This window comes from Pseudomonas sp. AC169 (assembly GCF_979258515.1).
Genome location: NZ_OZ409866.1, coordinates 6,514,653 through 6,527,256 on the forward strand (window position 1 = coordinate 6,514,653; position 12,604 = coordinate 6,527,256).

Sequence of the window (12,604 nt, forward strand, 5' to 3'; positions counted from 1 at the left end):
GCGGTCCTGAGCGATACGTCTACGCTCTCTCCAACGCCACCACGCTTGGAGACTTCGCCATGACTCGCCCACTACTGACCGCCCTCGCCCTGCTCGCCCTGAGTTTCCCGGCACACGCCGACGTCGTTCCCTTTCCTGCGACTTTCCACACTCAAGACATCAAAGTCGAAGGCGCGACGATGCACGTGCGGGTTGGTGGCAAGGGTCCGGCTGTGGTGCTGTTGCATGGTTTCGGCGATACCGGCGACATGTGGGCGCCGCTGGCGGCGGATCTGGCCCGCGATCACACCGTGGTGGTGCCGGATCTGCGCGGCATGGGTTTGTCGTCGATCCCTGAGGGCGGCTACGACAAGAAGACCCAGGCCGGCGACATTCGCCAAGTGTTGAGCGCACTGAAGATCGAGCGCTCGGTGGTGATCGGTCACGACATCGGCACCATGGTCGCGTTCGCCTATGCCGCGCGTTATCCGGAGCTGACCGAACGTCTGGTGGTAATGGATGCACCCGTGCCCGGCATCACCCCGTGGAATGACATTGTTCGCTCACCGATGCTCTGGCACTTCGACTTCGGCGGCGCGGACATGGAGCGCTTGGTCGCCGGACGCGAACGCATCTACCTGGATCGTTTCTGGAACGAATTTGCCGGTACTCCGGCCAAGATCGATGAAGGCACCCGCCAGCACTACGCCAAGCTGTACGCCCGCCCCGGCGCCATGCATGCCGCGTTCGCCCAATTCCGTAGCATTCGTCAGGACGCCCTCGACAACGCCCCGGTTCTGCAGAAACACTTGAACATGCCGGTGCTGGCCGTGGGCGGTGAAAAGTCCTTCGGCAACAACGAAGCGATCGTCATGCGCAACGCCGCTGACAACGTCACCGAAGTGGTGATCCCGGCGGCGGGACATTGGTTGATGGAAGAAGCCCCGGTACCGACCATCAAGGCTGTGCGCGACTTTATCGCCATGTGAGGAATGGGCATTGCCTTGGCCCGAGGCTTACGTCAGGATTCGCCCCTTTTCGAGCGAAAGGAGCGAACGTGGAGTGTCTATTCGTTTATGGGAACCGGGTATGACAATTGCTGCCTACGTTTACGCCCTTCGCTAGTCGATATTCACCCTTACACGCAGAGCAGAACACATGAATCGCCAGAAAAAACTGAAGCAGTTGTTCAAGGAAAAGGCCAAAAAGGCCAGCGCCAAACTGGCGCCGAAAAAGCCTAAATACATCAGCAAGGCTGACCGGGCGAAGATGGAAGCCGAGGCGGCAGAGCCAGTCGAAACCCGCGAAAGCTGAAATCCCCCTCGCTTGGCGAAAATCCTCTGAGTTCTCCAGCAGAACACCGTGCGGACAATTGGCCCACGGCGTCGCCCGGGCCGAGCGGCGCCTTTCATAGCAGCAGATCCACCACCGGCTCGAGCACCACTTCCGGACAAGACTCCGCTACTGCCGCCCTCATGATCGTCAAAGCGCCGGCATCAAGAGGTTCCCGATTAAATGCGTCGTCGCGAGACGCGACGCTCGGCCACGCGGCATAGCTGTACCACCAGCCGTCAGCACCCCGGTGCAGTCGCGACCCGAGTGAGCCTCTTTGTATCAATTGTTCAGATAGCAAAGCCCAGGCTTGCTTGAACGCGTCCTCTTTGCCGCTGTGCAGTTTCCATCGGTATAAAACAGCAATAGTGGAAAGACTCATGATGGGCGGTTCTCCTTTTCTGCGCCGATATTGGCCTACGGGGTCTCGAGCCGAGGTCGTAGCCTGTCAACAGGCGCCTCTTGTCTCCACCCAAGCAAAAGCTGCACCAGCTCAGGCAGCGAATCCCGTAGACCGTTGGCTCCATGAATAACCACCGAATTGGATCTTTCCTTAACCCGTTGCCACCCTAGACTGGTCGCACTCCTCAAATCGACCAAGAAGACACCATGCCGGTACGTGAATTCGACTGCCAACCCGTTCTTCATGGAAGCACGCTAAAACTCAGGGCGCTGACCGCCAGTGACTTCGAAGCGTTGTTTTCAGCGGCGAGCGATCCGCTCATCTGGGCCGGACATCCCGTCCACGATCGCTATGAGCGGCAGGTGTTTGAGAAGTACTTCGCGGCTCGACTGGCCAGCGCAAAAACACTCGCCGTCATCGATATCGAATCGGGGCAGATCGTCGGTATGTCGAGCTACTACACGCCACCCGATCAACCCGAAAGTATCGCCATCGGCTACACCTTTCTGATGCGGACAAAATGGGGTGGTGATGCCAATCGTGAGTTGAAGGCACTGATGCTGGAACATGCATTCAGGGTCTACGACATCGTCTATTTCCACGTCGGCCCCGCCAACATCCGATCACAAAAAGCGCTGCTGAAAATCGGCGCCGTGCACTTGTATGATGCCGAGTTGAACCTCTCCAGTGCACCGGCCCTGTGCAAGTGCTATGGGCTGACCAGGGAACAATGGATCGAGCGCGTACGGTTCCGTTAATGGCATGTCTGAGCGCACCTTACGAGTCAGTCCGCATCAAGAAGGCGTTTTGCACGTCAACCACGCCCCCCAGAACAAACTGCTGAAGAACCGCGTCGCGTCACCAAACCCGGATTCATGCAACAGCGCCAGAACCGCCGCTTCGGAATGCGGCGGGTCGGCGCCTTGCAGAATCTTGCCAAGCTTGGCTTGCACCTCTTCCGCGCTGGCACCCTGCTGTCGCCAGCGCTGCCCCCACGCCTGCAGCAATAACGGTTGGCTGGCATAGGCGTAATGATTGCCGGCGACAATCAGCGGCGCGCCCGGTTTTAGACGCGCCTGAATCGATTGCAGGATCTGGCGCTTGGCGTCGTCGCCGGGCAAATGATGGAGCACGCCGATCAATGTCGCCGCGTCGAATTGCGCATCCGCCGGCAAGTCCTCGACGTGCCCGAGATGCACCTGGGTTCGGTGCAACAAGTCGTGGGCCTGCAACTGTTCTGTCGCGGTTTCCAGCATCGGCGCGGAAGGGTCAACCGCGATGAAGCGCCACTGCGGTTCCAGCGCCGCCATCGCAACGATTTCCTGCGCCGTACCGCCGGCACCGACCACCAGTATGTTGGCCGCACGGGAACTGCCGAAACTCGCCGCGAGCATGCAGGCCGCCAGATCGTGACAGGCGTCGTAGCCGGCCAGTGCGATGCGGCTTTGTCGGGCGTATTCGCTGGCGCGCGAGGTGTCGAATTTTTCTGCGGGGCTGGTCGAGGTTTGGCTCACGGTAATACTCCTTGTTTTGGAGCACGCTACGCCGAAGTGAACGCGAGGAAAAATTCATTCGGTTCATGCCCCGCATTCCTCAAGGGAATGCGGGCGTGGGAACCTGTGTTGTGTATTACCGAGCAAGCAATGCTTGCAGCCCATTGTGGCCATCGACGATCAGGCTGCGGATCAGTGTCTGATAGTGCTCAGCACTGTTCGGCTGTCGAAGATCGAAACTGGCCAGCCAACTGAGCAGTGTTTTGTCTTGCCCGGTCAAAGCCACCAACTTCACGCTGGCCACGTAATTGTCCAGCGGTAAAGGTGCCTCTTCAAAGCAGTAGGACAGCGTTAACGCTGAGTCATCAACCGACAACAAGCGCTCTCTGACAACGGCGCCATCGCTCAAAGTGAGCGTGCGAATGCACCCCACCGTCTCGGGTCCTGCGCCTTCGATATGGCTGTCCACGATCGAAGGGTGCCAATTCTTGATCTTGCCAAACTGCTTCATCACTTTCCAGACCTGTTGTGCAGCGCCATCCACGGCAGCGGAAAACTCAACCTTCGACATCTCGCTTCCTCTTCTGATTGATCATTCGCCGACCCCGGCAGCGAACTACCGGGATCGAACGTTACTCAGGCCTCGAACTGGTGATAAGCCTTGGCAATGACCTTCCAGACGCCGTCAATTTTGATCAAAGTCAGATAGTCGTTGTAATCAGCACCGATCGCATCGGTTTCCATGTCCACGCGCACCACTGCGGTGGTCGGCGTGATCGCCAGCACGTCAAGACGCGTGCTGATTTTGGGGGCTGCGCCATTTTTCTCGACGAAATCAAACAGGTTCTTGATCGGGCCGCCGAGTAATTCGCCGTTGGTGAAACCGTACATCACCGCCTCTTTATGGAAGGCTTGAGCGACGCCTTGAGCATCACCGATCCGAAGACCTTCGACGTATTGATTGGCGGTAGCGATGACAGCGGTGTATTCGGCGGTCGGTACGGCTTTGATGTTCTGCGACATGGTTGTTTCCTTTCGTTGAAGGTGAGTTACAGAGGCCACCGGAAGCCAAGGTTGACAGCCGGCGGCAGAAGCAGCCGACACTCACCAATCCTGGCGCGTCGGCGAAATGATCAGGTCGTTGACGGTGACGTTTTCCGGCTGGTTGAGCGCGTAAATCACGGCACGCGCAATATCGTCAGGCGCGATGGCGATGCGGTTGAGTTCCTGGGCGGCTTTGCGCCCTTGTGGATCACTGACCTTGTCCGCCCAACCGGTATTGATAACGCCGGGGCTGACCGTACTGACGCGAATGCCGTGCTGTACGCCCAATTCCTTGCGCATCGACTCGGTCATGGCTTGCACAAAAAATTTGGTGGCGCTGTAAACGCCCGCCGCCGGACCGACCTGATGGCCAGCCACCGAATCCATATTGAGGATCTGCCCGGACTTGTGCTCCAGCATCATTGGCAGCACGGCTGCTGTGGCATTGAGATAGCCCTTGATGTTCACGTCGATCATCTTGTCCCAATCCTCTACGGCCAGATCGACCCAGTTGGAGAACAGCATCAGCCCGGCGTTATTCACCAGAATGTCGACAGCGCCATAGGTGTCCTGAGCGAAACTGGCCAGTGCCCGGGTTTGATCCAGTTGCGTAACGTCAGTGGTGAAAGCGACCACGTCATTTCCAGCCGCGCGCAACTCGGCGACGAAGGCTGCCAGACCCTGTTCATCCAGCGCGGCGGCAACGACGCGAACGCCGTGAGCCGCCAGTGCCCGTGTGGTTGCCGCCCCGATACCGGAAGATGCGCCGGTGACGATGGCGACTTTCTTGTGCAGATAATTCATGCTCGGTTCCTCTTTACAGTGAATGCGATTGCGCCTGCTCGGCGTCAGGTCGGTCATTCAGGCGTTAGCGGTGGGCCAATCGATGTAGCCTTTGGCGCCCCCGCCGTAGTAACTCTCACGCGGGGCAATGGTCAGTTCGAAGCCGTGCCGCAGGCGCTCGACCAGATCGGGGTTGGCAATAAACAAACGGCCAAACGCCACCGCATCGATGCGGCCCTGCGCCCGTCGTTCAAGCGCCATCGCCAGGTCATAGTTGTTGTTGCCAATGAACACGCCTTCGAACTGCGCGCTCAACGCGTCCAGATCCACGCCCGCCGGCACGGTGCGCGAAGTGGCCGTGGCGCCTTCAACGAAATGCAGGTAGGCCAGATTGAATCGATTGAGTTGCTGGATCAGGTAGCCGTAAGTCGCCATGACGTTGCTGTCCGGCGGCGTGTTGCCGGCATCGGGGGTGACCGGCGACAAGCGGATGCCGACGCGGTCGCTGCCCCAGATGGACACCACCGCTTCGGTGACTTCCAGCGTCAGTCGGGCACGGTTTTCGATAGAGCCGCCGTACTGATCGGTGCGCTGATTGGTCGAATCGCGCAGGAACTGGTCGAGCAGATAACTGTTGGCGGAATGCACTTCCACACCGTCAAAACCGGCCCGCTTGGCATTCTCGGCGGCAAGCTTGTACTGCTCGATGATTCCCGGAATTTCCGAGGTCTCAAGTGCGCGCGGCATTGACACTTCGACGAAACCTTTCTCGGTGTAAGTGCTGCCCTCAGCCTTGATCGCCGAAGGCGCGACCGGTGCCTGGCCATCGGGCTGCAACTCGACACTGGAAAAACGCCCGACGTGCCACAGCTGACTGACGATTTTTCCGCCGGCGGCGTGTACGGCATCGGTGACTTTCTTCCACCCGGCGACTTGCTCTTGCGACCAGATACCCGGGGTCATGGCATAGCCGCGCCCCTGAGCGGAAATGTTCGTCGCTTCGGCGATGATCAGGCCTGCACTGGCGCGCTGGGCGTAGTAAGTCGCGTGCATTTCATTCGGCACGCCGTCTTCGGCCATGCGGCTGCGTGTCACCGGGGCCATGACAATCCGATTGGCCAATTGCAGCGCGCCCATGGCCATGGGCGAAAAAAGGTCGGTATCAACAGCGTTATCAAGCATAAACACTCCACATCAATAGACCGGTCGTCTAGTAAAAAGAACCAAAAAAACGCCCCTTTGCCAGCGGGCGCGCACTCGTTAACAGTGCGATTTCAAAAGCTTATGTCCGCGAAAAACTCATACTTCGGCTGTGGCAGGAGCACGTGAAGGTTCAAGAGCAGCCCTCTCCCACTTGGCAATCACCAGCGGCGCGATGGCATTGCCCAAGACGTTCAGCGTCGTCGTACCGCTGTCGATGATCCTGAAAATACCCGCGATCAATGCCACGCCTTCCAAGGGCAGCCCGGCCGACGCCAACGTCGCGGAGAGGATGATGATGGCAAACCCGGGCACCCCCGCCGCGCCTTTCGAGGTGAGCACCATCGTCACCACCAGCAATATTTGCTGAGACAGCGACAAGTCGATTCCATAGAGCTGCGCGACGAAGATCGTCGCGACCCCGAGGAAGATCGAAGCGCCATCCAGATTAAATGCATAACCCACTGGCACCACGAAACTGACGATCCGACGCGGTACACCGTAACTCTCCAATCGGGTCATCAACTGCGGCATGACCGCGGCTGAAGCAGCACTCGAGAACGCCAGAATCAGTTCACTGCGGAAGTAGCGAATCAACTTGAAAATGTTTTCGCCAATCAAGTAGCAAATGCCGCCGAGTATCACCAAGGCGAAAACAATCAGCGCCAGGTAAACCACCCCTATCAACTTGAGCAGCGGCAACAACGAGGCAAAACCAAACGTCGCGACCGTTGCGCCAATCATGCCGAAGACCCCAATCGGCGCGTAGGCCATAACCATTGAGACGACCTTGAACATCGCATCGGAAATGCTCTGAACCAGCGCGATTGCAGGTGCACTTTTTTCTCGCGGCAGCGCATTCAAGGCGAGGCCGAACAGCACGGCGAAGAACAGCACCGAAAGCAATTTCGCTTCCGCCATCGCCACCACAACATTGTCCGGCACGATGTTCTGCAAGATCACCAGCGCGCCTTTTGACGGCTCCATGCTGATCGACGCCGTGCCGTGGGACAGGCCGGAAATATCGGTACCGGTACCCGGCTCGAAGATGTTCGCGAAACACAAGCCGACGACGATCGCCAGCGCGGTAATCGCAAAGAAATATCCCAGCGACTTGATACCCATGCGGCCAAACGACTTGTTATCGCCGCCGCCGGCAATGCCCAGAATCATGCAACAGAACACAATCGGTACCACCACCATCTTCATCATCTTGATAAAGATGTCACCGAGGGGTTTGAGAATCTCCGCACTCACCCACGTTTGATACTGCGGATGCGTATTGAAATACCAACCGACGAGCACGCCAAGCAACAGCCCGGCAACGATTTGCCACACCAAGGGAATACGTTTCATGTCTAGCCTTTTTGTTGGAATGAAAGGTCTGCGTTATGGGCAGTTGCTAGAGTCATGAGCTTCCAGCTCACTAGAGAACAAATGGCACAACCGGGTTGTGCCATGGCGGTTGTCATTTGGCGAAGAGCTGGCTCATATCCTTGAAGGCCTTGAATTCAAGAGCGTTGCCGCACGGATCAAACAGGAACATGGTGGCTTGCTCGCCAACCTGCCCTTGAAAGCGGATGTAAGGTTCGATCACAAACTGCGTGCCAAAGGACTTCAGGCGCTCGGCCAACGCCTCCCACTCTTGCCAGCCCAGAATGATGCCGAAGTGCGGCACAGGAACGTCGTGACCGTCGACCGGGTTACTGTGAACACTTTCCTGGGAAGCGGTTTTCGGGTGTTCGTGAATGACCAGTTGATGGCCATAGAAGTCGAAGTCGACCCACTGATGGCTGGAGCGCCCTTCTGCAAGACCAAAGACTTCACCGTAAAAGGTGCGCGCTGCAGCCAGATCGTAAACGGGGATTGCGAGATGAAAAGGCGAGAGGCTCATCAGAACTCCGATCATATTCTTGTGGGTTGGCGAACGTTCCTACCGTCATCGGCGCTTTCGGTTCAGCCGCTGGCGGGGATGGGAAACATCCTAGGACGGAAAACCCAACATAAAAATCAATATATATTTCTCAGAAACACAATTAATATTTGTGAATGATCAAAGAACTGAAGACACTCATCGCCGTAGCGCGCGAAGGCACATTCGCTGCTGCCGGTAACCGAATCGGCCTCACACAGGCTGCCGTCAGCGCACAGATCCAGCGTCTGGAAGCCGAACTCGGCTTTGAGCTTTTCGACAGAAAGGGGCGTTCGGCCCATCTCAACAGGATGGGTCACCAGATATTGCTGCAAGCGCAAGAGCTGCTGCGGCTCTACGACAGCCTCGGTACTACAACGGTTGGGCTGCCGCCCAGCGTGCTGGTCAACATCGGCGCGATTGCCTCGGTGCAGCGCTCTTATCTGCCTGATGCCCTGGCGAAGTTTCACCAACACTGCCCGCAGTGCAGATCCCGCGTGGTGCCGGGGTTGTCGATGGAACTGGTCAACCTCGTTGATACTGGCGAGATCGACATGGCCGTGATCATCCGCCCACCCTTCTCACTGCAGAGTGATCTGCGCTGGACCACCCTGGCGCTGGAGCCTTACCGGTTGATCGTGCCACGCGACATGCCGGGCGATGACTGGACCCGATTGCTTTCCAGCCAGCCGTTCATTCGCTATGACCGATCCTCCTTCGGCGGCAGACAGGTCGACCGTTTTCTGCGGCAGATGCATTTCACCCTGCACGAGGTCTGCGAGCTGGATGAACTGGAAGCGATCATCAGACTGGTCGAAAACGGCGTCGGCGTGGCGCTGGTGCCGCAGACGGCGCCCGACTTTGCATGGCCGGTCGGGGTCCGGGTACTCGAACTCGGCCAGCACACCTTCCACCGGGATATCGGGCTGGTGCACCGATCTCCCCAGACCTTCACCGAACCTGTACGGATGTTGGCTGAGCTGATCAGTGCTCAGGTGAATCCCGGTTCAATCCCCAATGGGTTCAAAAAACAGGATCATTAACTGCATCAATAACAACCATTAATTCAATGAAGTTCTCTTATCAACAGCGCGGCGTAAGATCGGCTCCAGACAAACCCACTACACCTCGGAGCACACACTCATGAAACGCCAAGCCCTTCTCAGCATCGCTTTCTCCCTGTTCGCCCTGAATGCATTTGCCGCTGAACCTGCCACCCAGACAGATCCGCTGTTCAGCGATGCAGTCGCCGCCGCGACCCAGACAGATCCACTGTTCAGCGACGCAGTAGCTGCGACTGAAACCGATCCACTGTTCAGTGATGCCATTGCCGAAGGTGGTTCAGACCGCTTGCTCGAACGCCGCGCCGTCTGAATGCAGCGCTTCATCGCAGTCACCGAAGAAAGGCCCGACCTCATCCGTCGGGCTTTTTTCGTTCAGCCGTTGCGCGTCTGATTTGCTCGCGGCATTCCCGTCGGGGATCCGCCCACCTGCGCGTTTTCAACTAACCTTGAAAGACCTCACGCGGGAGCAAAACAGCATGTCCCTCGCTCTCAGAAATCTGCTCGTCCTGGCGACAATGGTGTGCATTTCCGCACACGGACAAGCGCAAGCCGAAACCCCGCAGCCACCCGCCCTTCTCCCAGTGGATTCGGAAGCGGCGCCGAAGCTGATTGCCTATCCACCGCTGCCCGGACCACTCGCTCGGGGTGTCGTGATCATTCAGTATCGAACCGAGCACGCCCGGATCATGCCGGTGTTTGGCAAAGCCGCCGGGGAGGTGTCACCGCGTCTGGGTCATCTGCACGTGACTGTCGACGACTGGAAAGGCACATGGGCACACACCAGTGAGGATCCGATTATTCTGGTCGGACTGGCGCCGGGCCCGCACAAGGTACTCCTCGAAGTCGCCGATCCGACACACAAGATTCTCACCGCCACAACGGTGAATTTTGACGTTCCAGCGATAAAACCCTGATGCCCGTCAGCCCGACACTGCCGAAACTTTTCCTCCCCAACCGGCCCGATCACCTAACCTCATAGACTGTGTGATCCACTCGAGCCGCCCCCCCCATGCGCAACACATTGAAGTCGTTGTTTTTGGTCGCATTCATGCTGCTCGCTGGCGGCAGTCCGGCGCTGTGGGCAGCCGACCTGCCGGCGCCGGCAACGACCGCCGCCGCGCCGCTGCCGGTGATTTCGCAAAGCGATCTGCAAGCCCTGCAACAACGCCTCGACGGTCTCAAACAACAGATTTCCGCAGCGAACAATTACAACCAGCTCGAAGGCCCGCAGGATCGCGTGCAAGCGTTCATTCTGGATGTTGATCGGTTGTCGGCGGCGTTGCTGCCGCAGCAGGCACAGTTGGCCGTGCAGTTGGGCGTATTGGGGGCCGCGCCGGATGCCGAGGTGGCGGCTGAGCAGGCGGATATCATCGCGCAGCGAGCCTCGCTGGCTGAGCAGAAGAATAAGGTCGACGGCACGCTGAAGAGCCTGGCGGCGTTGAAGCAAAACGCGGCGGATCTGATTACGCAGATTGCCGGCATCCGCCGCACATTGCTGGAAAGCGAGCTGACGCTGGGTACTGAGAGCGTGCTGAGTCCGCGTTTCTGGTCGCCACTGCTGATTCCGACTGTCGATGATCGGCAGCGCTTGCGCTTTTTCGTGGCCCAGGTGCGCGACACCTGGGCCACCGTGTGGGCGCCGGGAGAACGGCTCTACACCAGTCTGCTGGTGTTATTGGCGCTGATCATCTGGACGTTCGGCCGCAGGCTGGCGGAACGCGGCCTGACCTGGGTGTGCATTTATCGCATGCCCGAGGGACGTCTGCGCCGCAGTGCGCTGGCATTCGCCTCGGCGCTGGCGACCATCGCCACCACCGGCATTGCCTTGCAACTGCTGTTCTACGCCTGCACCCGCCACCAACCCTTGCCGCCGGTACTGGAAACCTTCTCCGAAGAGTTCGAGAAGGTCGTGTATGCCTGCGTGCTGCTCACCGGTTTGAGCCGCGCTTTGTTGTCGACCGAGCATCCCTCTTGGCGCTTGCCAGCGATTGCCGATCCGGTGGCGCTGGCGCTCAAGCCCTATCCGCGCATCCTGTCCTGTACGTTACTGGTGCTGGTGACGCTGGTGCAGGTCAGCAATGCCACCGGCATGAGCAGCCAGATTGTGATTGCCGGGCGCGGGGTCATTTCGATCGTCGTGCTGGTGATCGTAACGACCCTGCTGCTGCGCGTCGGCAAAGTGCGCAAGGCGCTGGTCGCGGCCAATGACGCGGCGGCGACGAACAGTACGTTTGCCGGGGTGATTTACACCCTCGCCAGCGTGTCGATGTTTGTCTCGGCGATTGCCTTGCTCGCCGGCTATGTGTCGCTGGCGCGGTTCATCAGTTATGAGCTGGTGTGGGCGTACATTGTCCTGTCAGGTTTTTACCTGCTGATCCAGTTGATCAAGGACGTCTGCGAGCACGTGTTTTCCCCCAGACATGCGAGCGGCAAAGCGCTCAAGCAGTTACTGGGCATCGGTGACCGGCGACTCGATCAGATCTCGATTCTGCTGTCCGGTTTCAGTCGTGCCGCGTTGTTGCTGCTGGCGGTCATTGCCCTGTTTGTCGGCGGCATCGGTACCACGCTCGGGCAATTGGCGAGCAACATCATGGCGATCCTCGGCGGCGCCGGATTGCGCAAGCTGAACATCGTCCCCGGCCATCTGCTCAATGCCGTGCTGGCGCTGATGATCGGCATCTGGCTGATTCGCGCCCTGCGCCGCTGGCTCGACAATGAGTTCCTGCCCAAGACCGACATGGACCCGGGCATGTGCGCCTCGCTGAGCACGCTGTTTTCCAATATCGGCTACGCCTTCGTGATTCTGCTGACGTTGTCCTCGCTGGGCGTGCAGTGGACCAATCTGGCGTGGATCGTCAGTGCGTTATCGGTGGGCATCGGTTTCGGCTTGCAGGAGATCGTGAAGAACTTCGTCTCGGGCCTGATTCTGCTGACTGAACGGCCGGTGAAAGTCGGCGACTTGATCAGCATCAGTGGCGTCGAAGGCGATATTCGCCGCATCAACGTGCGCGCCACGGAAATCCAGCTCAGCGACCGCTCGATTGTGATCGTGCCGAACTCGCAACTGATCTCGCAGAACCTGCGCAACGTCACGCTGGGCGGTAGCGCGCAAGGCGTGGCGTCGCTGGAGTTGGTGTTCCCGCTGGACATCGATCCCGAAGCGGTCAAAGACCTGTTGCTCACAACTTATCGGGAGAACGAAACCATCCTCGATAAGCCGGCACCGTTTGTGCGTTTCAGCAAGTTGTCGCCGGACGGGATCACCTTGACGGTGACCGGGTATGTGGGCAGCCCGAGAATTGTCGGGGTGACCAAAAGCGATCTTTTGTTCGAAGTGCTCAAGCGTCTCGGGGCGGCGGGAATTGCGCTGGCGAAGCCGGCGGCAAGTACGTGA

Annotated in this window: 15 protein-coding genes; 7 read left to right on the plus strand and 8 right to left on the minus strand. The window is 58.7% G+C overall.

All coding sequences use genetic code 11. The features are described 5' to 3' along the window. Window positions 1-59 precede the first annotated feature (59 nt). Complete coding sequence (locus tag ACZZ0G_RS29020) at window positions 60-968, plus strand: alpha/beta fold hydrolase (RefSeq protein WP_463558591.1); 909 nt, start codon at window positions 60-62, stop codon at window positions 966-968. Window positions 969-1,137: 169 nt separating this feature from the next. Then, complete coding sequence (locus tag ACZZ0G_RS29025) at window positions 1,138-1,293, plus strand: DUF2986 domain-containing protein (protein WP_463396546.1); 156 nt, start codon at window positions 1,138-1,140, stop codon at window positions 1,291-1,293. A 94-nt stretch (window positions 1,294-1,387) separates the two neighbouring features. Here the strand turns inward: ACZZ0G_RS29025 and ACZZ0G_RS29030 are convergent, their stop codons facing one another. Continuing rightward, window positions 1,388-1,693 (minus strand): hypothetical protein, encoded by a 306-nt coding sequence (locus tag ACZZ0G_RS29030; RefSeq protein ID WP_463558592.1) that lies wholly within the window; start codon window positions 1,691-1,693, stop codon window positions 1,388-1,390. Between the two features lie 227 nt (window positions 1,694-1,920). Between ACZZ0G_RS29030 and ACZZ0G_RS29035 the strand changes: the two genes are divergently transcribed. Then, window positions 1,921-2,472 carry a GNAT family N-acetyltransferase gene (locus tag ACZZ0G_RS29035; protein ID WP_463558593.1) on the plus strand — a complete coding sequence of 184 codons (552 nt, stop codon included), beginning with the start codon at window positions 1,921-1,923 and terminating at the stop codon, window positions 2,470-2,472. Window positions 2,473-2,508: 36 nt separating this feature from the next. Here the strand turns inward: ACZZ0G_RS29035 and ACZZ0G_RS29040 are convergent, their stop codons facing one another. The 7 genes from ACZZ0G_RS29040 to ACZZ0G_RS29070 all read right to left on the minus strand — a co-directional run bounded on the left by ACZZ0G_RS29040 (window position 2,509) and on the right by ACZZ0G_RS29070 (window position 8,128). Next, window positions 2,509-3,228: a class I SAM-dependent methyltransferase gene (locus ACZZ0G_RS29040; protein ID WP_463558594.1), complete on the minus strand. Its 720-nt coding sequence runs from the start codon at window positions 3,226-3,228 to the stop codon at window positions 2,509-2,511. 115 nt (window positions 3,229-3,343) lie between these two features. Further along, window positions 3,344-3,778 carry an SRPBCC family protein gene (locus ACZZ0G_RS29045; protein WP_463558595.1) on the minus strand — a complete coding sequence of 145 codons (435 nt, stop codon included), beginning with the start codon at window positions 3,776-3,778 and terminating at the stop codon, window positions 3,344-3,346. Window positions 3,779-3,843: 65 nt separating this feature from the next. Beyond that, window positions 3,844-4,230 carry a nuclear transport factor 2 family protein gene (locus tag ACZZ0G_RS29050; protein WP_463558596.1) on the minus strand — a complete coding sequence of 129 codons (387 nt, stop codon included), beginning with the start codon at window positions 4,228-4,230 and terminating at the stop codon, window positions 3,844-3,846. A gap of 81 nt (window positions 4,231-4,311) precedes the next feature. Further along, entirely contained in the window at window positions 4,312-5,055 is a 744-nt protein-coding gene (locus ACZZ0G_RS29055; protein ID WP_463558597.1) for an SDR family oxidoreductase, read from the minus strand. A 57-nt stretch (window positions 5,056-5,112) separates the two neighbouring features. Continuing rightward, window positions 5,113-6,216, minus strand: coding sequence for an alkene reductase (locus ACZZ0G_RS29060; RefSeq protein ID WP_463558598.1), 1,104 nt, complete (start codon window positions 6,214-6,216; stop codon window positions 5,113-5,115). 117 nt (window positions 6,217-6,333) lie between these two features. Continuing rightward, window positions 6,334-7,590 (minus strand): cation:dicarboxylate symporter family transporter, encoded by a 1,257-nt coding sequence (locus ACZZ0G_RS29065; RefSeq protein WP_463558599.1) that lies wholly within the window; start codon window positions 7,588-7,590, stop codon window positions 6,334-6,336. A 112-nt stretch (window positions 7,591-7,702) separates the two neighbouring features. Then, window positions 7,703-8,128: a VOC family protein gene (locus tag ACZZ0G_RS29070; RefSeq protein WP_122606237.1), complete on the minus strand. Its 426-nt coding sequence runs from the start codon at window positions 8,126-8,128 to the stop codon at window positions 7,703-7,705. A gap of 155 nt (window positions 8,129-8,283) precedes the next feature. Here ACZZ0G_RS29070 and ACZZ0G_RS29075 point away from each other — a divergent pair, with 155 nt between their 5' ends. From ACZZ0G_RS29075 to ACZZ0G_RS29090, 4 genes are all read left to right on the plus strand, one after another. Further along, a complete protein-coding gene (locus tag ACZZ0G_RS29075; protein WP_463558600.1) occupies window positions 8,284-9,189 on the plus strand; it encodes a LysR family transcriptional regulator in 906 nt (301 codons plus the stop codon). 100 nt (window positions 9,190-9,289) lie between these two features. Further along, entirely contained in the window at window positions 9,290-9,520 is a 231-nt protein-coding gene (locus ACZZ0G_RS29080; protein ID WP_463396556.1) for a hypothetical protein, read from the plus strand. A gap of 166 nt (window positions 9,521-9,686) precedes the next feature. After that, window positions 9,687-10,124 (plus strand): DUF6130 family protein, encoded by a 438-nt coding sequence (locus ACZZ0G_RS29085; RefSeq protein WP_463558601.1) that lies wholly within the window; start codon window positions 9,687-9,689, stop codon window positions 10,122-10,124. Window positions 10,125-10,219: 95 nt separating this feature from the next. Continuing rightward, window positions 10,220-12,604: a DUF3772 domain-containing protein gene (locus tag ACZZ0G_RS29090; RefSeq protein ID WP_463558602.1), complete on the plus strand. Its 2,385-nt coding sequence runs from the start codon at window positions 10,220-10,222 to the stop codon at window positions 12,602-12,604.